Genomic DNA, 20,944 nt, shown 5'->3' with positions numbered 1-20,944 from the left:
CCCGGGGGAAGGGCGCATACCGGCGCTTTTGCGCAGGTGAGACGAGGCTTACACCCGGCAAACGCGACGCCCCCGCCCGGAGAGCTCCGGACGGGGGCGTCGTACAGCCGTATCCCTGAGGGGATCAGAGGCCGAGCTCGACCTCGAACTCGCCCGCCTCCAGGATCGCCTTGACCGTCGTCAGGTAACGGGCCGCGTCGGCGCCGTCCACCAGGCGGTGGTCGTAGGACAGCGTCAGGTAGGTCATGTCGCGGACGCCGATGACCGTACCCTCCTCCGTCTCGATGACGGCCGGGCGCTTGACCGTGGCGCCGATGCCGAGGATCGCGACCTGGCCCGGCGGCACGATGATCGTGTCGAACAGAGCACCGCGCGAACCGGTGTTGGAGATGGTGAAGGTCGCGCCGGCCAGCTCGTCCGGCGTGATCTTGTTGCCGCGGACCTTGGCCGCCAGGTCGGCGGTGGCCTTGGCGATACCGGCGATGTTCAGGTCACCGGCGTTCTTGATGACCGGGGTCATCAGGCCCTTCTCGGAGTCCACCGCGATACCGACGTGCTCGGTGTCGAAGTAGGTGATGGTCCCCTCGGCCTCGTTGATCCGGGCGTTGATGACCGGGTGGGCCTTCAGCGCCTGGGCGGCGGCCTTGACGAAGAACGGCATCGGGGAGAGCTTGACGCCCTCACGCGCCTGGAACGAGGCCTTCGCACGCTCGCGCAGCTTCATCAGGCGGGTCACGTCGACCTCGACCACCGAGGACAGCTGGGCCTGCTCGTGCAGCGCCTTGACCATGTTGTCGCCGATGACCTTGCGGATCCGCGGCATCTTGATGGTCTGGCCGCGCAGCGGGGAGACCTCGAGCGCCGGGGCCTTCTTGGCGGCCGGTGCGGCGGCGGCCGGAGCCGGGGCGGCAGCGGCGGCCTTCGCGGCCTCGGCGGCGGCGATGACGTCCTGCTTGCGGATACGGCCGCCGACGCCGGTGCCCTTGACGGTGGCCAGGTCGACGCCGTTCTCGGCGGCGAGCTTGCGCACCAGCGGGGTGACGTAGGCACCCTCGTCGGTCGGCTGGGCGGCCGGAGCAGCCGGGGCCGGGGCAGGCGTGGGCGTGGGCGCAGGCGCGGCCGGCGCGGGAGCCGGAGCCGCGGGCTGGGCCGGGGCCGGGGCGGCAGCGGCGGGGGCCGCCGGGGCGGCGGGAGCCGGAGCCGGAGCGGCGGGCGCGGCCGGGGCAGCCGGAGCCGCGGGGGCGGCCGGGGCCTCGGCGGCGGGCGCCGGAGCGGGGGCGGCCGGGGCCGGGGCGGCCGCCGGAGCGGCACCCGGGGCGCCGATGACGGCGAGCTTGGCGCCGACCTCGGCGGTCTCGTCCTCACCGACGACGATCTCGAGCAGCACACCGGAGGTGGGCGCCGGGATCTCGGTGTCGACCTTGTCCGTGGAGACCTCGAGCAGCGGCTCGTCGGCCTCGACGGTGTCGCCGACGGCCTTCAGCCAGCGGGTGACGGTGCCCTCGGTGACGGACTCGCCGAGCGCGGGCAGGACCACCTCGGTGCCCTCGGCGGTGCCGGCACCGGCGGCGGCCTCGGCGGTCGGGGCCGGGGCCGGGGCGGCCTGCTCGGTGGAGGGGGCGGCCGGGGCCTGGGCGGCCGGAGCGGCCGTGGGGGTCGGGGCCGGGGCGGGAGCGGCCTCGGCGGCCGGGGCCGGGGCGGCGGCCGGGGCACCGGTTCCGTCGTCGATGACGGCCAGCTCGGCGCCGACCTCGACCGTCTCGTCCTCGGCGACCTTGATGGAGGACAGCACGCCGGACGCCGGCGCGGGGATCTCGGTGTCGACCTTGTCGGTCGAGACCTCGAGCAGCGGCTCGTCGGCCTCGACGCGTTCACCCTCGGCCTTCAGCCAGCGGGTGACGGTGCCCTCGGTGACGCTCTCGCCGAGCGCCGGAAGGGTTACGGAAACCGCCATGGTTTCGGTTGCTCCTTAACGAAGTGCGGAAGTCTGTGTCGTCGCGTTCGTCGACCGAGGGTCAGTCGTGTGCGTGCAGCGGCTTGCCGGCCAGGGCCAGGTGGGCCTCGCCGAGCGCCTCGTTCTGCGTCGGGTGGGCGTGGATGAGCTGGGCCACCTCGGCCGGCAGCGCCTCCCAGTTGTAGATCAGCTGGGCCTCGCCGACCTGCTCGCCCATGCGGTCGCCGACCATGTGGACGCCGACCACGGCACCGTCCTTGACCTGGACGAGCTTGATCTCGCCGGCGGTCTTCAGGATCTTGCTCCTGCCGTTGCCCGCCAGGTTGTACTTCAGGGCGACGACCTTGTCCGCGCCGTAGATCTCCTTGGCCTTGGCCTCGGTGATGCCGACGGAGGCGACCTCCGGGTGGCAGTACGTCACCCGCGGGACACCGTCGTAGTCGATCGGAACGACCTTCAGACCGGCCAGGCGCTCCGCCACCAGGATGCCCTCGGCGAAGCCGACGTGGGCGAGCTGCAGCGTCGGGACCAGGTCGCCGACGGCCGAGATGGTCGGGACGTTGGTGCGCATGTACTCGTCGACGAGGACGTAGCCGCGGTCCATGGCGACCCCGGCCTCCTCGTAGCCCAGGCCCTGGGAGACCGGGCCGCGGCCGACGGCGACGAGGAGGATCTCGGCCTCGAACTCCTTGCCGTCGGCGAGGGTGACCTTCACACCGTCCTGGGTGTACTCGGCCTTCTGGAAGAAGGTGCCCAGGTTGAACTTGATCCCGCGCTTGCGGAAGGCGCGCTCGAGCAGCTTGGAGGAGTTCTCGTCCTCGACCGGGACGAGGTGCTTGAGGCCCTCGATGATCGTGACGTCGGAACCGAAGGACTTCCACGCGGAGGCGAACTCGACGCCGATGACGCCGCCACCCAGGATGATCGCGGACTTGGGCACGCGGTCCAGGACGAGGGCGTGGTCGGAGGAGATGATGCGGTTGCCGTCGATCTCCAGGCCCGGCAGCGACTTCGGCACGGAGCCGGTGGCGAGCAGGACGTGGCGGCCCTGGATCCGCTGGCCGTTGACATCGACGGAGGTCGGGGAGGACAGGTAGCCCTCACCCTCGATGTAGGTCACCTTGCGGGAGGCGATCAGGCCCTGCAGACCCTTGTACAGGCCCGAGATGACATCGTCCTTGTACTTGTGGACGGCCGGTACGTCGATGCCCTCGAAGCTGGTCTTGACGCCGAACTGCTCGCTCTCGCGGGCCTGGTCGGCGATCTCGCCCGCGTGCAGCAGGGCCTTGGTGGGGATGCAACCCTTGTGCAGGCAGGTGCCGCCGACCTTGTCCTTCTCGATCAGGGCGACGTCCAGGCCCAGCTGCGCCCCGCGCAGGGCCGCGGCGTAACCACCGCTACCGCCGCCGAGGATCACTAGGTCGAAAACGGTGCTGGCGTCGTTCGCCACGTCACGTCCTCCATGCATGTGCGCCGTGCGCCGGTCGTCGGTGACCGGCAGGCGGCTGGTGTCCGGCCGCTTGATGCTTCGGCCCTTCGGTGGGGCCCTGTCCTGCCGAGACCCCATCTTTGCACTTGTCGGCCGCTACCGAGACGCCGGGCCGGTGTGTGAGACGTCTGATCCGTCACGTCGCAAGGTCGCGGCGCCGGTGGGCCGTACGGATTTCGTCGAGGGCGTAACGCCCGGTGCCGGGACCTGGGCGCCCCCGGACCGCGCGGGTCCGGGGGCCGCCCGCACCGGACGGGCCGCGGTCAGCCCAGGTCGCCGGCGGCCGCCAGCTCCGCGAGCCGGACCAGCGTGCGCACCGCCGAACCCGTGCCGCCCTTCGGGGTGTAGCCGAAGGGACCCTGCTCGTTGAAGGCCGGGCCGGCGATGTCGAGGTGGGCCCAGGTGATGCCCTCGCCGACGAACTCCCTCAGGAACAGCCCGGCGACCAGTCCGCCGCCCATCCGCTCGCCCATGTTCGCGATGTCGGCCGTGGGGGAGTCCATGCCCTTGCGCAGGTGCTCCGGCAGCGGCATCGGCCAGGAGTCCTCGCCGACCTCCTCGGCCGCCTCGTGGACCGCGGTGCGGAACGCGTCGTCGTTCGCCATGATCCCGAAGGTGCGGCTGCCGAGCGCCAGCATCATCGCGCCGGTCAGGGTGGCGACGTCCACGATCGCGTCCGGGTTCTCCTCCGAGGCCGCCCACAGCGCGTCCGCGAGGACCAGCCGGCCCTCGGCGTCCGTGTTGAGGACCTCGACGGTCTTGCCGCTGTACATGCGCAGCACGTCACCGGGGCGGGTCGCGGAACCCGACGGCATGTTCTCGGCGAGGGCGAGCCAGCCGGTGACGTTCACCTCGAGACCGAGGCGGGCGGCCGCCACGACCGCGGCGAACACCGCCGCCGCGCCGGACATGTCGCACTTCATGGTCTCGTTGTGGCCGGCCGGCTTCAGCGAGATGCCACCCGAGTCGTAGGTGATGCCCTTGCCGACGAACGCCAGGTGCTTGCTCGCCTTGGAGTGCGTGTACGACAGCTTCACCAGGCACGGGGCGGAGGCGGAGCCCGCGCCGACGCCGAGGATGCCGCCGTAACCGCCCTTGGCCAGCGCCTTCTCGTCGAGCACCTGCACCTTGATGCCGTGCTCCTTGGCCGCGGTCTGCGCGAGGGCCGCGAAGGCCGCCGGGTTCAGGTCGTTCGGCGGGGTGTTGATCAGGTCGCGGGCGCGGTTGAGCTCCTCGGTGACGGCGACGGCGCGCTCCACGGCCGCCTTGTACGCCTTGTCGCGGGGCTTGCCGCCGAGCAGGGCGACCTCGGCGAGCGGGGCCTTGCCGTTCTTGGCGTTCCGGCCGTTCTTGCCGTTCTCCTTGTACGTGTCGAAGGAGTACGCGCCGAGCAGCGCCCCCTCGCCGATGACGCCGGCGTCGGCGGCGTCCGTGATCGGCAGCGCGAAAGCGGCCTTCTTGGATCCGGTCAGCGCGCGGGCCGCGGATCCGGCGGCGCGGCGCAGCGCCTCGGCGGTGAACGCCTCGTCCTTCTCCGGCTCGGCACCGAGGCCCACCGCCACCACGACGGGGGCCTTGAAGCCGGAGGGCGCGGGCAGCTTCGTCACCTCGCCCTCGGCGCCCGAGGCGCCCAGGGTCTGCAGGATGGCGGCGAGCCTGCCGTCGTACGCCTGGTCCACGGCCTCGGCGCCCGGTGCGACGACCGGGCCCTCAGCGCCCTTCGCGACACCGACCACGATCGCGTCGGCGCGCAGGCCGGCCGCGGCGGCGGTGCTGAGAGTGAGAGCAGTCACGGTGGTGAAATCTCGCTTCCGATTGAGTTTCAGGTGGCCGAACGGATGGGGTCGGCCGGCCCGGGAACCGACCCTAGGCCCTGCTCCGTATCCGGTTTTCACCTGGGCAGGGAAACATCCGGCACGAGCCTACGCGCGGTGGCCGGTTTCCGTGGTGCCCGGCGTCGGCGATCACCGCCGGGGACGGGTGTGCACTCCCCGAAGTCCGCCCCGCGCAGCGTCCGGTACGACCTGATGCGTGGCCGCAGCCTGTTCAGCCCAGGGACAGCACGACGAGTGCCGCCGTCGCGGCGGTCTCGGCGAGCCCGCCGAAGACGTCACCGGTGACCCCGCCGAAGCGGCGCACGCAGTGCCGCAGCAGCAGTTCGGCGACGGCTACCGCGACGACGACCGAGAGGGCCGTACGGGCCGTGTCGTACGCCCCGAGGAGCGCCCCTCCGGCCGCCGCGGCCATGGCGACGGCGACGGCCACCGCCAGCGCACCGCCCGCCGGCACCACGCCCGCGACCGCGGCCCCCAGCCCCTCGGGCCGGGCGGCCGGTATGCCGGCGCGCGCGGCCAGGGTGAGGGCCAGCCGGGCCGCCGTCGCGGAGACGACCGTCGCGAGGACCCCCCGCTCCAAGGAGTGGCCGTACGCCTGCGCGAGCGCCGCCACCTGCGCCAGCAGCACGAGGACCAGCGTGATCACACCGAACGGCCCGATGTCGGACTGCTTCATGATCCGCAACGCGTCCTCGGCGGGCTTGCCGCTTCCGAGCCCGTCGGCGGTGTCGGCCAGCCCGTCCAGATGCAGCCCCCGGGTGAGCACGGCGGGCACGGCAGCCGAACCGACGGCGGCGAGCAGGGCTCCCGCACCCAGCAGATCCAGCACCGCCCCGGCCGACCCGGCGATCCCCCCGACGACGACTCCGGCGAGGGGTGCGCACAACATGCCTCCGCGCGCGGCGTCCCGGTCCCACCGGGTGACCTCGACGGGAAGCACGGTGAGGGTGCCGAAGGCGAAACGGAGGCCATGCGCGGGCGGGATCCTGGACACGGCGGCAGCGTAGCTGGCCGAGCCGACACGCCCCGGACCCTCACCCCCGGGTATCACGCAACCACGCGACGTCCGGGGAACCTTGACGCAGCTCCGACACCGAGCACAGCAACACCACCGCCCCGATCGCCGCGATGTGCTCCTTGCCCGCGAGGTTGTCCTTCACGACCACCTCCACGACCATCGCCGCGATCACCACGCTCCCGGTGACGCGCGCGCCGTACCGCCAGCACAGGAACAGGGCCAGTCCGATCACCGCCGCCGACGGCCCGGTGTCGACGACCTGCGCGTCCGTCGCGGGCAGCCCCAGTGGATGGTGCGCGCCCAGGCCGATGCCCACGCGCGCGTACAGGGTGCCGGCCAGCGTGGCCGCGTAGGCGATGACGAGGGTGCGCCACCAGCCCAGGCAGATCTCGGCGATCCCGAAGACGAACAGTATCTGCAGCAGCGCCCCCCACACCGGCAGGTCGAGAGCCGGTACGAAGAGGGAGAGCGGGGTGCGCAGCAGGGCCAGCCCCAGCGGCTCCTCGGCCCGTACGGACCCGATGTTCTGCACGAACTGAAAGCCCCACGACTGGTTCTGCACGAACTGCAGGACCGACGTGAGGCACACGGCCGTGAGCGTCATCGGCAGCGCCCGCCAGGTGCGCCGGACGAGTGCCTCACGCACGGTGACGTACGGGGGTCCCCACTCCGCGCGGACCAGGCGGACGAGGGCGTTCATCCAGCGGTCCCCATCTGCCCGGCGCTCGTCGTCTCCCCGGCGCTCCTCGGCTCCCCGGCCCTCGTCATCTCCCCCGTGCTCCTCACCTGTGTGACTGGAGGTGCTTGCGGTGCACCCACTTCGGCAGCCCCGGGGCTTCCAGGAACCCCTCGGCGCGCGCCGAGGCGATGCCGATGCGCAGCAGGTCCGCGCTCTTCTCGAAGAGCAGGAACCTCGGTTCCCAGATGGGCCGGTACTTCGCGTTGGCCCGGTACAGCGACTCGATCTGCCACCAGCGCGAGAAGAAGCTGAGCAGCGAACGCCACAGCCTGAGCACCGGTCCGGCGCCGAGCCGCGCACCACGTTCGAAGACGGAGCGGAACATGGCGAAGTTGAGCGAGACCTGCGTGACCTCGATCTCCCGGGCGCGGCGCAGCAGTTCGATGACCATGAACTCCATGAGGCCGTTGTCGGAGTCCCGGTCGCGCCGCATCAGGTCCAGCGACAGGCCGTGCGGTCCCCACGGCACGAAGGACAGCAGCGCCCGCAGCCGTCCCTCGCCGTCCCTGCACTCCAGCATCACGCACTGCCCGTCCTCCGGGTCGCCGAGCCTGCCCAGCGCCATGCTGAAGCCCCGTTCGGTGGCTCCGTCGCGCCAGTCGTCGGCCTTGCGCAGCAGGAACGCCATCTCGTCGGCGGGGATGTCCGCGTGGCGCCGGACACGGACCGTGTACCCGGCGCGTCGCACCCGGTTGCAGGCCTGGCGGACGGTGCGCATGGCCCGCCCTTCGAGGGTGAACTCGCCGACGTCCACGATGGCTTCGTCGCCGAGTTCCAGGGCGTCCAGCCCGTGCCGCGCGTAGACGGTTCCGGCCTCCTCGCTCGCGCCCATCACGGCCGGGATCCAGCCGTGCGCGCGGGCCTCGGCGAGCCAGGGCTCGATGGCGCCGGGCCAGGCCTCCGGGTCGCCGAGCGGGTCGCCGGAGGCGAGCGAGACGCCGCCGAGGACGCGGTAGGCGACGGCCGCCTTGCCGGTGGGCGACCAGATGACGCTCTTCTCGCGGCGCAGTGCGAAGTACCCGAGCGAATCGCGCTCGCCGTGCCGTTCGAGCAGCGCCCGCAGCCGTTTCTCGTCGTCCTCGGTGATCGGGTCGACGGCGCGCCGGGAGCGGAAGGCGGCGTACAGGACGGCGAGGACGAGCAGCGTGCTGAACACGTTGATGGTGACGTTGACCCAGTTGGGGGTGGCGATCCCCGGGTAGTGCGAGTCGTCCACGGTGACCGAGACCAGGCGCAGGGTGCCGTAGCGCCAGCGCTCCGGGAAGGTCGAACGACGGGTGTCCGGCGCGGTGTTGGTGACGGTCACCAGGAACGCGGCGAGCAGCGAGGAGGTGAGCAGACCACCGGCGGCGACGGCGGCGGCGAGCCGCGGGTTGGACCGGTCGCCCTTGGCGTAGAACTCGCGCCGGCCGACGAGGAGCGCGCCGGCGAAGGCCGCGGTGAGAACCAGGGAGATCCAGTTCTGGGCGTACTGCCGGATCTCCGGGAAGGTCATGGCGAACGCGAACAGCAGCAGGAACGGGCCGCTGAGCGCCAGGTTGAGGATCCACGCGGCCCGCTTGCGACGCCGCATGGTGACGGCGAGGAACATCGTGAACACGCCGGAGGCGAAGCCCGCGGTCAGCAGGTACGGCGTGAACAGGTTCTCCTGGTTGTGCCGTCGCACGTCCTGCCCGAAGGAGACCCAGACGGCGGAGAGGAAGTTGACGAACGTGACGGCCCGCAGGTACCAGACGGCGAACGCGGCGGCCCGCCGGGAGGCCCGCCCCCCGCCCCCCGGCCGAACCGAGCGTTCCCGTTCCGCACTAAATCGGGCATCTCCCATGAAGGGCGATGATATGGGGCGCTCGGGGGTGGGTGGGGGAGCGGTTCAAGGCAGAAATCGGCTAGTTCATTCCTTGTCCTCGGCCTCCCCGGGCTTCTCCGGGAGCTCCGCCGCCAGCGCGGCGGCGGCCTGCACCAGGGGCAGCGCCAGCAGGGCCCCGGCTCCCTCACCGACCGTCACGCCGTGGTCGAGCAGCGGTTCCAGAGCCATCCGGTCCAGGGCCTTGGCCTGGGCCGGCTCCCCGCTGTTCTGGCCCGCCAGCCACCAGTCCGGCGCGCGGAACGCGATCCGCTGCGCCACCAGCGCGCACGCCGCCGACACCACCCCGTCCAGGATCACCGGCGTCTTGCGCACCGCACACTGCAGCAGGAAGCCCGTCATCGCGGCCAGATCGGCACCGCCCACCGCCGCCAGCAGCTGCAACTGGTCCCCGAGCACGGGCCGGGCCCGCCGCAGCGCGTCCCGGATCGCCGCACACTTGCGCATCCACGCCAGGTCGTCGATCGCCAGGCCCCCGCGCCCGGTCACCACGGAGGCGTCGGTCCCGCACAGCGCGGCGATCAGCACCGCCGCCGGCGTCGTCCCACCGACGCTCACATCACCGAGGACGACCAGGTCCGTCCCGGCGTCCGCCTCCTCGTCCGCGACCGCGACCCCCGCCCGGAACGCCGCCTCCGCCTCCTGAAGCGTCAGGGCGTCCTCCACGTCGATGCGTCCGCTGCCGCGCCGCACCCGGTGCCGTACGACGTCCTGCGGAAGCCCCTCGGGGTCGCAGTCCAGCGCCATGTCCACCACCCGCACGGGCACGTTCAGCTGCCGCGCCAGGATCGACGCCGGGCTGGCGCCCTCCAGGATCGCTCGCACCAGCTGGTCGGCGCCGCCCGCCGGGCGCGCCGACACGCCGAGCGAGGCGACCCCGTGGTCGCCCGCGAACAGCACCGCGCGCGGCCGCTCGATCGGCCGCACCGGCACGGCGGACTGCGCCGCCGCCAGCCACTCACCCAGGTCGTCCAGCCGCCCCAGCGCCCCGGGCGGCACGATCTGACGCTCCCGGCGCGCCTCCGCGTCGCGGCGCACCCCGCCGTCGGGGCGCTCGATCAGATCGGTGAAGTCGTCGAGATTAAGCGAGCTCATTCGCCGAACAGTACCGGCAGAGATCGAACGCCAGGGCGCCACCCGCGATCAGGGTGTGCCGTGAAGGCCACCTCTTCGGCCGTCATCCGCGCAGCGCCAGCGCCTGACCGGCCACCACCAGCAGCACATGCTCGCACTCCGCCGCGAACGCCGCGTTCAGACGGCCGAGTTCGTCGCGGTAGCGGCGGCCGGACGCGGTCGCCGGGACGATGCCGGAGCCCACCTCGTTCGAGACGGCGACGACCGTCCGCCGGGTCTCGCGGACCGCCGCCGCCAGTTCCTCCACCCGGGCCCGCAGCGTCCGCTCGCCGCCGGCCGCCCACTCGGCGTCGTCCCACGCGTTCACCCCGTCCATCGCGTCCGTCAGCCACAGCGACAGACAGTCGATCAGCAGCGGCGGCCCGTCCTCCTTCAGGAGCGGTACGAGGTCGCAGGTCTCGGCGGTGCGCCAGGAGCCGGGCCGCCGCTCACGGTGCGCGGCCACCCGCGCCGCCCACTCCGTGTCCCCGCCCCGCGTCCCGCCCGTCGCCACGTACAGCACGTCAGGAAAGGCCTCCAGGCGCCGCTCCGCCTCCACCGACTTGCCCGACCGGGCCCCGCCCAGCACGAGGGTGCGCCGCGGCACGTCCGGAACGTCCTCATAGGCGCCGACGGGCAGCACCGCGCCGTCCGGCACCGCCCGCGCCCCCGCCGCCGCGAGCCGCCGCGCCAGCTCCGCGCCCGGCGGGACGTCATGGTCCAGATGGGCGGCGACGACGTCCGTGGTCGGCCCGAGCGCCCCCACCGCCCGCAGCTTCGCCAGCGCGTCCGGCCGCCCGACGACATCGGCGACCACCATGTCGTACGGCTCCGCCGGCCCCACGAGCCCCGCGGGCGCCGCGCCCGGCGGCAGATACAGCAGCCGCATCCCGTCCGGACCGGTCACCGCGTACCCCGTGCCCGGCGCGTCCATCGCGAGCGCCCGCACCCGGTGCCCGGTCAGCAGCGCCAACTCCCGCCCGTCCGGGACCCGCCCGGGCTGCGGCAGCCCCGCCGGGACCTCCACCGGGGGACCGTCGTGCGGATGCGTGAGCAGCACCTGCCGTACGCCCGCCAGCGACTGCCCGGCACGCGCGGCCGCGAACGCCGCGCCCGGCGTCAGGTCGAGCAGCAGCGCCCCGTCCACGAGCAAGGAGGTCGCCGCCCGCGCCTCGGGCCCCAGCGCCCGCGCGCAGGCGGCGCAGGAACAGGCGGGACGGGGGAGTCCGAGCGGGGCGCCGGTACCGAGCAGAGTGAGTTCCACGGACCCGATTTTCCAGGGTCGCCGCAGGTCTTGCGCGTCCGGCTACGCTCGGATCACGAGCCGGACCAAGATCCGGCCCCTGGTTCGCAGGTGCTCACATCGTGGAGGCGTACATGGTGGCATGGACGTGGCGGTTCGAGAAGGCCGACGGGACGGAGGTCCAGCCCGCGGTCGCGCCCGAGGAGTTCACCACGCAGGGGGACGCCGAGTCCTGGATCGGGGAGCACTGGAAGGAACTGCTCGCCGGAGGCGCCGACCAGGTGCGGCTGTTCGAGGACGGCACGGAGATCTACGGGCCGATGAGCCTGCACGCCGAGGAGTAGTCCACTGGCGCGGGGCGGGGGCCCGGCCCTCGCCCATCCTCCTACTGCTCGCCCAGGGTGACGTCCACCGTCTTCCGGTGACCGTCCCGCAGGAACGTCACCGTCGTCCGCTGCCCCGGCTTGTCACCGGCGAGCGCCTCCGCGAGGGACGTCAGCGTGGTGATGCGCGTGTCACCGAGTCCGGTGACGATGTCTCCGGCCCTGAGCCCCGCCCTGTCGGCCGCGCCCCCGCTCTTGACGTCGACCACCGCGACTCCGGCCGGCTGGTAGCTGTCGTTCACCACCGTGCGGGCCGAGATCTCGAGGGCCGCGCGTCCCGATTCGGTGACGTGCCCGGTCCTGATGATCTGGTCGGCGACCGTCTTCACCAGGGACGCCGGGATCGCGAAGCCGATGCCGGGTGCCGCGCCGCCCCCGAGCTCCGGGTCGGCCGCGGCGAGCGTGGGGATGCCGATGACCTGGCTGCCGAGGTTGACCAGCGCACCCCCGCTGTTGCCCGGGTTGATCGCAGCCGAGGTCTGCACCATGTTCGCGATGGTGGCGCCCGTACCCCCGTCGCCACCCTCGCTGACGGTCCGTCCGGTCGCCGACACGATCCCCTGCGTCACGCTCGACGCGAGCCCGAGCGGGGAGCCCATGGCGAGCACGATCTGCCCCACCTCGACCTTGGCCGAGTCCCCGAAGGCGGCCGCCTTCAGCCCGCGCGGCACCTTGTCCAGCCGGATGACGGCGAGGTCCTGCTCCGGGTACGAGGAGACCAGCCGGGCGGTCAGGGGCTGCTCGCTGTTGGCGGTGGTCACCTCGAACGCCCGGTCGCGCCCGATCACATGGGCGTTGGTGACGATGTGCCCCTTGCCGTCGTAGACCACCCCGGACCCCAGGGCGTTGCCCGTCCGGATCTGCACCACGGACGGCAGGACGTCCTTGACGACCCGCTGGTACTCGCTCTGCAGGTCGTCCCCCGCCGAGGTCGGGGCCGCCCGTGCGCTCGCCGGGTCCTCCGTCCGGGCCGGGGACCCGGAGCCGCCGGTGCAGCCGCCGAGCAGGACCAGACAGCAGACGAGGAGCGGGGCGCGCAGCGGGTACGGGACACGGGTACGGGAAGCGTCCATGCCCCGAGTGTCACCAAGGGCCGACGGCCCTGCCCCCGATGCTCACCCGAACGGGAACGGCCGCAAGGCTCTCAGCCGCGCACGCCGCACAGATGCAGCAGCGCGGCGACCCCGCGGTACGGGTCCGTCCGTCCGGCCCGCTCCTCCACCGCCAGCAGCGTCTCGACATCGGCGGGGACCGCCGCGTCGTCCGCCGCCGTGTCGGTGAAGACCCGCACCCCGTACCAGGCGTGCAGCGGTGCTCCGATCCCCGCCAGCGTCGCGGTCAACGCCGCCAGCCGGTCCGCGCGCACCTCCAGGCCGAGCCGGGATGGGGGTCCCCCCGCTCGAGCGGAGTCGAGAGTGGGGGAATAGGACACGGTGCCGAACGCGGCCAGCGCGCCCGCCCAGTCGCCGGACAGGCCCGGCCGCATCGCCAGCGCGTCCCCGTTCCGCACCAGCAGGGAGAGCAGCCCACCGGGCGCCAGCATGCGGGCCATCCCCGCCAGCAGGGCGTCCGGCTCCTCGACGTACATCAGCACCCCGTGGCACAGCACCACGTCGAAGCTGCCCGGCAGGAAGTGCACGCCCGTGTCCCGGCCGTCGCCCTCGATGATCCGCATCCGCTCCCGGATGCCCTCCGGCTCACCGGACAGGGCCTCACGGGCGACGGCGATCATCTTCTCGTCGCGCTCGAGCCCGGTCACCTGGTGCCCCGCCCGGGCCAGGCGCAGCGCCTGCGTCCCCTGGCCCATGCCCACGTCGAGCACCCGCAGCCGCTGCCCGACCGGGAACCGCCCGGCTATCTGCTCGTCCAGCTGCCGGGCCACCAGCTCCTGGCGTACGACATCACGCAGCCCCCCCAGCTTGCTCAGCCAGGCGTCCGCCGCACCCCCCGAGAAAGACGTCGTGCTCAGGGCCGCTCTCCGCGCTTGACCTGCGGCTTCGGCAGCCGAAGCCGACGCATCTGGAGGGAGCGCATCAGTGCGTAGGCGACCGCGCCCCGCTTGTTCTGGTCGGGGAAGCGCTCGCTGAGCCGCTTGCGCAGCCGGAACGCGGAGAACACCGAGTCGACGACGATCCCCAGGATCACGATCAGCCACAGCAGCAGCGCGATCGACTGCAGCGCGCCCACCCGCACCACGCTCAGCACGAGGATGACCACGGCCATGGGCAGGAAGAACTCCGCCACATTGAGCCGGGAGTCGACGTGGTCGCGTGCGAACTTGCGGACCGGGCCCTTGTCCCGCGCCGGCAGATACCGCTCGTCCCCGCCGGCCAGCGCCTGACGCTGCCTCTCCAGCGCGGCGCGCCGTTCCTCGCGCTGCCGCTTGGCGGCGTCCTTGCGCGTCATCGAGGTGTTGGCGACGCTGCGCCGCTGGGACTGGGCCTCACTGCGCTTGGGCGTGGGCCTGCCCTTCGGGGCCTGCGGGTCACGGGGCTGCTTGGAGTCGGTCACCGGCGCCTTGTCGGCGGTCGGGGCCTTCTCTTCCTTGGCACGGCTACGGAACACAAAACCCAAGGGTACGGGGTGCCCCCGCATGGACCCCAGCCCCGTGGGGAACGATCCGGCAACACCGCTCGTCTCCAGGGGGACAGAGCGGCCGTAAAAGGAAGACCGCCGACGTTCTTCCACAGGGTGGCTGAGGGAATCCCGGCGTCTCCCCGTATGCAAGCCCGGGGGACACCTACTCCCTACGCCGGAGCGGGACCGTACGCAGTCGTCCTTGGGGATGACCGCATCCGTTCCCGAACAGTGCGGTAATGGATGCAGGGCCCGTACTGTGGGTTCTGTCGCAGGACTGTGAGCCGGAGTCGGTCAGAAGGGGGCGCGCGAAGCCCATGAGCGGTGTCATGAAGCGTATGGGGATGATCTTCCGCGCGAAGGCGAACAAGGCCCTTGACCGGGCCGAGGACCCGCGCGAGACCCTCGATTACTCGTACCAGAAGCAGCTGGAGCTGCTGCAGAAGGTGCGCCGCGGCGTGGCCGACGTGGCCACCTCGCGCAAGCGCCTGGAGCTCCAGCTGAACCAGCTCCAGCAGCAGTCGTCGAAGCTGGAGGACCAGGGCCGCAAGGCGCTCGCGCTCGGCCGCGAGGACCTCGCCCGCGAGGCGCTGTCCCGGCGGGCGGCGCTCCAGCAGCAGGTGACGGACCTGGAGTCCCAGCACAAGACCCTGCAGGGCGAGGAGGAGAAGCTCACGCTGGCGGCCCAGCGGCTGCAGGCGAAGGTGGACGCCTTCCGCACCAAGAAGGAGACCATCAAGGCGACGTACACGGCGGCCCAGGCGCAGACCCGGATCGGCGAGGCGTTCTCCGGCATCTCCGAGGAGATGGGCGACGTCGGCCTCGCGATCCAGCGCGCCGAGGACAAGACGGCCCAGCTCCAGGCCCGCGCCGGCGCGATCGACGAGCTGCTGGCCTCCGGCGCCCTGGACGACCCCTCGGGCATGGCCAAGGACGACATCCAGGCCGAGCTGGACCGGCTCTCCGGCGGCACGGACGTGGAGCTGGAGCTGCAGCGCATGAAGGCGGAGCTTGCGGGAGGCTCGTCCGACCAGCGGCAGGCGATCGAGGGCGGCACCGGACAGGGTCAGAACCAGTCCCAGCCGCAGGACACCCCGCGCTTCGACAAGCAGTAGCCGGTCTCGCGCCCGAGGAGGCGACATGATCGTGCGCATCATGGGTGAGGGGCAGGTACGCCTGGACGACGCCCACGTCACCGAGCTGAACAAGCTGGACGACGAGCTGCTCGCGGAGATGGAGCACGGCGACGAGGCCGGCTTCCGCCGCACCCTGACGGCGCTGCTCGAGGAGGTCCGCCGTCTGGGCGCTCCGCTTCCGGACGACTCCCTGGAACCGTCGGAGCTGATCCTGCCGTCGCCGGACGCGAGCCTGGAGGAGGTCCGCGAGATGCTGGGCGGGGACGGGCTGATCCCGGGCTGACCAGGACGAAGCCGTTCAGCCCGATGGCGGGTATCTGGGGGCGGCAGCCCCCAGACGGTACGTGCACCGCCGGGACGCTCGACCCTGGTTCCGCCCGCCGCGGGCGCCCCGTACCGTGAAGCCGTGAGCACCCTAGAACGCACCCGGTGCCAGATCCGCGCCCATCCCCTCGCCCTCGACGCAGTCCTGGCCCTCGGCGTGCTGGTCGCCATGCTGGCGTCCTCCTTCGCCGACCCCCACGGCGAAGGCGCCACCTGGGGCGTCCACACCCCCGACGCCCTCAGCCTCGCCCTCATGGTGCTCGGCGCGGCAGCGCTGGTCCTCCGCAGGCGGCGCCCCATGGCCGTCCTCGCCGTCACCGTCGCCCTCTCCCTCGTGGAGCTGGTCACCGCCGACCCGCGCGCCCCCGTCGCGATGTCCGCCGTCGTCGCCCTCTACACCGTCGCCTCCACCACCGACCGCCCCACCACCTGGCGCGTCGGCCTGCTGACCATGACCGTGCTCACCGGCGCCGCCATGCTCGCGGGCCCCCTGCCGTGGTACGCGCAGGACAACCTCGGCCTCTTCGCGTGGACCGGCATGGCGGCCGCGGCCGGCGACGCCGTGCGCAGCCGCCGCGCCTTCGTGCAGGCCATCAAGGAGCGCGCCGAGCGTGCGGAGCGCACCCGTGAGGAGGAGGCCCGTCGCCGCGTCGCCGAGGAACGGCTGCGCATCGCCCGCGACCTGCACGACGTCGTCGCCCACCACATCGCCCTGGTCAACGTGCAGGCCGGAGTCGCCGCCCACGTCATGGACAAGCGGCCCGACCAGGCCAAGGAAGCCCTCGCCCACGTCCGCGAGGCCAGCCGCTCCGCACTCAACGAACTCCGCGCCACCGTCGGCCTGCTCCGCCAGTCCGGCGACCCCGAGGCCCCCACCGAACCCGCCCCCGGCCTCGCCCGCCTGGACGAGCTCGCCGACACCTTCCGCAGCGCAGGGCTCCCCGTGGAGGTCGCCCGCGCCGACGACGGCACGTCCCTGCCCGCCGCCGTGGACCTGGCCGCGTACCGCGTCATCCAGGAGGCCCTCACCAACGTGCGCAAGCACGCCGGGCCCGCCGCCAAGGCAGAGGTCAGCGTCGTCCGCGTGGGCCCGGACGTGGAGATCACGGTCCTCGACGACGGCCCGGGCGAGGACACCGCACCCGGCGACGACGACGGCCACGGCGGCCACGGCCTGCTCGGCATGCGGGAGCGCGTCACCGCCGTCGGCGGCTCCCTCACCACCGGTCCCCGCTACGGAGGCGGCTTCCGGGTCCATGCGATCCTGCCGGTCGAGAACCCCACGACGACCGCAGCCGGGGAGACCGTGTGACCGCCGCCCAGGGAGCGCCCGTATGACCATCCGTGTCCTGCTCGCCGACGACCAGGCGCTGCTCCGCAGCGCCTTTCGGGTGCTCGTCGACTCCGAGCCGGACATGGAGGTGGTGGGCGAGGCGGCCGACGGCGCGGAGGCGGTACGGCTGGCCAAGGAGCGCGCCGCCGACGTCGTCCTCATGGACATCCGCATGCCCGGCACGGACGGCCTCGCCGCCACCCGCCTGATCAGCGCCGATCCGGCCCTCGCCGATGTCCGGGTGGTCATACTGACGACCTTCGAGGTCGACGACTACGTCGTGCAGTCGCTGCGCGCCGGCGCGTCCGGCTTCCTCGGCAAGGGCTCCGAGCCCGAGGACCTGCTGAACGCCATCCGTGTCGCGCACAGCGGCGAGGCACTGCTGTCGCCCGCCGCCACCAAAGGGCTCATCGCCCGGTTCCTCGCCCAGGGCGACGACGACAGCCGCGACCCGGCCCACTCCGACCGGCTCGGCACCCTCACCGTCCGGGAGCGCGAGGTGCTCGTCCAGGTCGCCGGCGGTCACTCCAACGACGAGATCGCCGAGCGCCTGGAGGTCAGCCCACTGACGGTGAAGACACATGTCAACCGGGCCATGGCGAAGCTGGGCGCCCGCGACCGGGCACAACTGGTGGTCATCGCCTACGAGTCGGGGCTGGTGCGCCCGAGGGTGGACTGAGCGGCCCCGGGGCGACGCGTCTACCAAAGGATCCGGCGAACCGGAGCCCACGCAGGTCTGACCGCCGTACGTTCGACGAAGGGGCTCTCCGTGAGCCACGGGGAGCCCCTTCGTTCTCGGACCTTACGCTCTCAGCGAGTTGACGAAGGCGTCCCAGGCGGCGGCTGGGACGACGATGACGGGACCGTGGGGGTTCTTGCTGTCGCGTACGGGGACGACGCCGGGGAAGTCCTCAGTGACCTCGACGCATTCGCCCCCGTTGGTGTTGCTGTAGCTGCTCCGGCGCCACCGGGCGGAGTTCAGCTCGGGGGTGTGCTGCATTGCTTGTAGTCCTCCATCGCGTCTCGGATCAGCTCTGCCGAAGCCGTCGGTGGGAGGGCGTTGGCGCGCAGCACCTCGTACTGCCGACGCCACTTCTTCACCGAGTCCCGGTCCTCGTAGAGGTGACCGACCTGGATGCCCTCTTCATAGGCCACGGTGGAGCCGTTGGGAAGGGTCAGCAGGGTCAGCGCTCCGCCCATCAGCGAGTGCGGACCGGCGCTGAAGGGCATCACCTGGACCTTGCTGTCCGGAGTATCCACCTGTTCGAGTAGCCGGGCCAGTTGTTTGTACATGCACTCTTCGCTGCCGACCCTTCGCCGGAGCACAGACTCGTCGATGATCGCCCAGCGCAGGGGTGGCTGGGCCGAGCGCAGTCGGTCCTGCCGGGACAGGCGAGCGTTGACACGCTCATCGATCTGCTCCCCGGTCAGTTCCTCCTGGCGGCTGAGCATGGCTTCGGCGTACTCCTTGGTCTGCAACAGCCCTGGGAGGGCCTGCGCGCCGAAGTTCTCGATGACCTCCGCCTGCGCCTCGAAGTCCATGAACCGCCGGTACTGGTCCGGGTGCGCCTCGCGCTTGGCCAGTTCGTACAGCCCGTGGAAGTGCCTGTCCGTCCCGAACGCGGCGTCGAGCCGGTCCGGTAGGTCCGGTGGCGGCATCAACTCCGCCGTCTCGATGCGTGCCAGCGTGCTCTTGCTGGAGTTGAGGATGTCCGCGAGTTGCAGCAGCGACAGCTTGGCGGCCTCGCGGTGGCGGCGCTGCTCGGCGCCGAAGTAGTGCCGGGCGGAGAGGTAGGGGGTGAGGGTCTGCGGCTTGAACGTCATCGGTCTCGCCTCTCTGGCTGATCGTCCCGTTCTCAACGCTGGGACGCGGCGCTCCTGTTGAAGCGCCGTGTCGCACAGCGACGATGACGGCACAGAAGGTAACGATCGCTGATCCGGCGCTGCCAGCGGAATGGCCGGATCCGGAGGGAGTGACGAGATGGTGCGCGACGGACGGGACGTGACGGCGCTGCGATTGCTGCCGTGGACGACACCCGAGGGAGCGCCGTGCTACCTGAGCACGGACGATCCGGGCAGCCGCCTGTCCCGCCTGGCCGACGAACTGGAGGCGGATCTGCTCGATTCGGCTGAGTTCGTCCTGACCGAGGCCAGGCCGCTGCTGGCCGATGAGGCCACGGAAAGGCGGGAGTTGCGCTTCGCGGCGGTACAACTCGCCGCGGCCCTGACGGATGCCCTGCGGATCGCGGCGAGTCGGGGTGCGCGGTTGGGGGAGGGCTGAGTGGCGGTGAACTGCAGGCAGCGGTCGAGGATGAAGTCGGCGGAGAAGTCCTGCCAGGACTCGTAGCAGCGGGCCCCGTTGTGTCGGCTTCGTCTCCTGCGGGCCGCAATGGCGGGTGCTCAGACCCGGCGCGCCATGCACGAGGCCCGGCCGAGGTCCCGGGCGTCGCGCATTTCCTCTCGCCATATCGGGCGTCTTGGGTTAATTGGCCTTCAATAACGGCCGTGATTCTCCACTGCCCAATATCCCCTGCTGCCCCTTTTCATTTGCGTAATGAGAGGGTGGGCCGAGATCATCTCCGCCTTGCGTTCACGCCAATCGTCATGTCCTATGCTGGCCCGATCGAGATGCATAGAAAGTCGACGAGACTTGAGGCGGGTGGCAAGCTTGTCATTGCCTGCTACCCCCGTCGCGCTGCAGAGGATACCTCACTGCTATTGGTCGTCGGTTATCGACAGGCTCACAATCCAGTACTCGTATTCCTCGGCTGTTACGCCACAAATGTGGTGTCCGCTGAGCGAGCGCGCGATAAACTCCACTCGGCCCTGGTCGTCAACCAGGCGAGACACATCCACTTCCGGGGTCCAGCGCACGCTCACCCAGCCGACATCGCGGCTGCCGGTGCTTACAGCCGTGATGAGAAAGGAGTCATCTTCGGCCAGCACTCCCGAACTCCTGGCACTGTGCAGCCAGAGGGCATTCAACCGTCGTGCAACATCTTCTCCTTTCAAGGGTGTCGTAGCGATCGGTCGTACTTCAAAGTTCGCAACCGCCCTCCATGCGCTATCGACAGACGGGTTTGACGGATAACCGGCAATGCCGATCACTTCCAGACCACTCGCCCGCACTTTTGCGATCAGAGCCTGCTCATGCGTGTTCATTAATTACCCTCATTGTAGAAGAAGTGATGATCTCCGCCAGGTTTATTGAGCGGAGATGCAGTCCAAGGGGCTTGGCACCAACAGGGCATACGGGATTAGGGTAATCCTCAACCCTGACGGCAGCTTGAGAACCGCGCATCCCATTCCGTAGTCGACCGTGACTGCACGGGCTGCCCGAGCCGATACGCGGTGCGGGCAGCCCGACCGCAGAGCGAGTGAAAGTTCTCAAGGCAAACCTGGGAGATTTGTGTTCGACATCACCTTTGTTCCGGAGCTCAAGCGGGACCTCACCGAGAAGCAGCGCGCCAAGCTGGAACGCGCAAGCGAGATGGATCTGCGTTACGAATACTTCGAGATGGGTGTGAGTCTCACCACCGAGGAGTTCGGAACAGTATCGTTCAAGAGGCTCCCGATCCTCGATTTCGTGTTCTGCGTGCTGCTCGCGGCCCACGACGTGCAGCACGGGAATCCCGGGTGCATCAGCTTCACGGAGAACGACATGCTGATCCACTTCACCCCGGAAGGTGAAACGGTGACTGTGACGAGGTCCTGGGACCCCGTGCCCGGGCACTGCACGGTCACCGAGCTCCTCGCTGCCGCCTCCCGATTCTCGAGGGAGGCCCTGGAATTTATTGCAGGGCGCTATCCGGCCTTCCGGAAAAACCCGGCCCATCAGAAACTGGCCGGCATGGTCGGTGAGCTGAAGGCGCGGTAGGCGTGCGGGCAGTGTTGACGGTGCTGCCGGTGCAGGGCTGTTGCAAAGTCAGTACTCCA

General features: G+C 71.4%; 21 protein-coding genes. 7 read left to right on the top strand and 14 right to left on the bottom strand.

Going from position 1 to position 20,944, the window contains the following annotated elements; translation table 11 throughout:
• Positions 1–124: 124 nt before the first annotated feature.
• The 8 genes from sucB to SY2F82_RS01150 form a co-directional block, all read right to left on the bottom strand.
• Positions 125–1,954: a 2-oxoglutarate dehydrogenase, E2 component, dihydrolipoamide succinyltransferase gene (gene sucB / locus SY2F82_RS01185; RefSeq protein ID WP_200417024.1), complete on the bottom strand. Its 1,830-nt coding sequence runs from the start codon at positions 1,952–1,954 to the stop codon at positions 125–127.
• 61 nt (positions 1,955–2,015) lie between these two features.
• A complete protein-coding gene (gene lpdA, locus SY2F82_RS01180) occupies positions 2,016–3,404 on the bottom strand; it encodes a dihydrolipoyl dehydrogenase (RefSeq protein WP_200417023.1) in 1,389 nt (462 codons plus the stop codon).
• 302 nt (positions 3,405–3,706) lie between these two features.
• The gene (locus tag SY2F82_RS01175; RefSeq protein ID WP_200417022.1) at positions 3,707–5,236 is read right to left on the bottom strand and encodes a leucyl aminopeptidase; all 1,530 of its coding nucleotides are present in this window, start codon (positions 5,234–5,236) and stop codon (positions 3,707–3,709) included.
• Between the two features lie 253 nt (positions 5,237–5,489).
• Complete coding sequence (locus SY2F82_RS01170; RefSeq protein ID WP_200417021.1) at positions 5,490–6,272, bottom strand: adenosylcobinamide-GDP ribazoletransferase; 783 nt, start codon at positions 6,270–6,272, stop codon at positions 5,490–5,492.
• A 40-nt stretch (positions 6,273–6,312) separates the two neighbouring features.
• Complete coding sequence (locus SY2F82_RS01165) at positions 6,313–6,996, bottom strand: hypothetical protein (protein ID WP_200417020.1); 684 nt, start codon at positions 6,994–6,996, stop codon at positions 6,313–6,315.
• 82 nt (positions 6,997–7,078) lie between these two features.
• Positions 7,079–8,860, bottom strand: coding sequence for a phosphatidylglycerol lysyltransferase domain-containing protein (locus SY2F82_RS01160; RefSeq protein ID WP_200417019.1), 1,782 nt, complete (start codon positions 8,858–8,860; stop codon positions 7,079–7,081).
• Between the two features lie 66 nt (positions 8,861–8,926).
• On the bottom strand, positions 8,927–9,994 hold the full coding sequence (gene cobT / locus SY2F82_RS01155; RefSeq protein WP_200417018.1) for a nicotinate-nucleotide--dimethylbenzimidazole phosphoribosyltransferase: 1,068 nt from the start codon (positions 9,992–9,994) through the stop codon (positions 8,927–8,929).
• 82 nt (positions 9,995–10,076) lie between these two features.
• Entirely contained in the window at positions 10,077–11,276 is a 1,200-nt protein-coding gene (locus tag SY2F82_RS01150) for a bifunctional adenosylcobinamide kinase/adenosylcobinamide-phosphate guanylyltransferase (protein ID WP_200417017.1), read from the bottom strand.
• 113 nt (positions 11,277–11,389) lie between these two features.
• Between SY2F82_RS01150 and SY2F82_RS01145 the strand changes: the two genes are divergently transcribed.
• Positions 11,390–11,599 (top strand): hypothetical protein, encoded by a 210-nt coding sequence (locus SY2F82_RS01145; protein WP_200417016.1) that lies wholly within the window; start codon positions 11,390–11,392, stop codon positions 11,597–11,599.
• A gap of 41 nt (positions 11,600–11,640) precedes the next feature.
• On the opposite strand, the gene SY2F82_RS01140 is transcribed toward SY2F82_RS01145, so the two are convergent.
• From SY2F82_RS01140 to SY2F82_RS01130, 3 genes are all read right to left on the bottom strand, one after another.
• A complete protein-coding gene (locus tag SY2F82_RS01140; protein WP_200417015.1) occupies positions 11,641–12,711 on the bottom strand; it encodes a S1C family serine protease in 1,071 nt (356 codons plus the stop codon).
• Positions 12,712–12,782: 71 nt separating this feature from the next.
• A complete protein-coding gene (locus SY2F82_RS01135; RefSeq protein WP_200417014.1) occupies positions 12,783–13,520 on the bottom strand; it encodes a bifunctional 2-polyprenyl-6-hydroxyphenol methylase/3-demethylubiquinol 3-O-methyltransferase UbiG in 738 nt (245 codons plus the stop codon).
• A gap of 83 nt (positions 13,521–13,603) precedes the next feature.
• The gene (locus tag SY2F82_RS01130) at positions 13,604–14,233 is read right to left on the bottom strand and encodes a DUF3043 domain-containing protein (protein WP_200417013.1); all 630 of its coding nucleotides are present in this window, start codon (positions 14,231–14,233) and stop codon (positions 13,604–13,606) included.
• A gap of 299 nt (positions 14,234–14,532) precedes the next feature.
• Between SY2F82_RS01130 and SY2F82_RS01125 the strand changes: the two genes are divergently transcribed.
• From SY2F82_RS01125 to SY2F82_RS01110, 4 genes are all read left to right on the top strand, one after another.
• A complete protein-coding gene (locus SY2F82_RS01125; protein WP_200417012.1) occupies positions 14,533–15,330 on the top strand; it encodes a PspA/IM30 family protein in 798 nt (265 codons plus the stop codon).
• Between the two features lie 25 nt (positions 15,331–15,355).
• A complete protein-coding gene (locus SY2F82_RS01120) occupies positions 15,356–15,634 on the top strand; it encodes a hypothetical protein (RefSeq protein WP_200417011.1) in 279 nt (92 codons plus the stop codon).
• Positions 15,635–15,757: 123 nt separating this feature from the next.
• Complete coding sequence (locus SY2F82_RS01115; protein ID WP_200417010.1) at positions 15,758–16,987, top strand: sensor histidine kinase; 1,230 nt, start codon at positions 15,758–15,760, stop codon at positions 16,985–16,987.
• Between the two features lie 22 nt (positions 16,988–17,009).
• Positions 17,010–17,687 carry a response regulator transcription factor gene (locus tag SY2F82_RS01110; RefSeq protein ID WP_200417009.1) on the top strand — a complete coding sequence of 226 codons (678 nt, stop codon included), beginning with the start codon at positions 17,010–17,012 and terminating at the stop codon, positions 17,685–17,687.
• A gap of 123 nt (positions 17,688–17,810) precedes the next feature.
• Here SY2F82_RS01110 and SY2F82_RS01105 read toward each other — a convergent pair whose 3' ends face one another.
• On the bottom strand, positions 17,811–18,008 hold the full coding sequence (locus SY2F82_RS01105) for a DUF397 domain-containing protein (RefSeq protein WP_200417008.1): 198 nt from the start codon (positions 18,006–18,008) through the stop codon (positions 17,811–17,813).
• Entirely contained in the window at positions 17,987–18,832 is an 846-nt protein-coding gene (locus SY2F82_RS01100; RefSeq protein WP_200417007.1) for a helix-turn-helix transcriptional regulator, read from the bottom strand. The genes SY2F82_RS01105 and SY2F82_RS01100 overlap by 22 nt, the downstream gene beginning before the upstream one ends.
• 157 nt (positions 18,833–18,989) lie before the next feature.
• On the opposite strand from SY2F82_RS01100, the gene SY2F82_RS01095 reads away from it, so the two are divergent.
• Complete coding sequence (locus tag SY2F82_RS01095) at positions 18,990–19,289, top strand: hypothetical protein (protein ID WP_200417006.1); 300 nt, start codon at positions 18,990–18,992, stop codon at positions 19,287–19,289.
• Positions 19,290–19,723: 434 nt separating this feature from the next.
• On the opposite strand, the gene SY2F82_RS01090 is transcribed toward SY2F82_RS01095, so the two are convergent.
• The gene (locus SY2F82_RS01090; protein ID WP_200417005.1) at positions 19,724–20,170 is read right to left on the bottom strand and encodes a hypothetical protein; all 447 of its coding nucleotides are present in this window, start codon (positions 20,168–20,170) and stop codon (positions 19,724–19,726) included.
• 247 nt (positions 20,171–20,417) lie between these two features.
• Between SY2F82_RS01090 and SY2F82_RS01085 the strand changes: the two genes are divergently transcribed.
• The gene (locus SY2F82_RS01085; RefSeq protein WP_200417004.1) at positions 20,418–20,885 is read left to right on the top strand and encodes a hypothetical protein; all 468 of its coding nucleotides are present in this window, start codon (positions 20,418–20,420) and stop codon (positions 20,883–20,885) included.
• Positions 20,886–20,944 lie beyond the last annotated feature (59 nt).

This window comes from Streptomyces sp. Y2F8-2 (genome assembly GCF_014905555.1).
In the GTDB taxonomy this organism is placed as follows: domain Bacteria; phylum Actinomycetota; class Actinomycetes; order Streptomycetales; family Streptomycetaceae; genus Streptomyces; species Streptomyces cynarae.
Note: the sequence above shows the minus strand (reverse complement) of the source record. Positions and strands in the feature narration are given on the sequence as shown.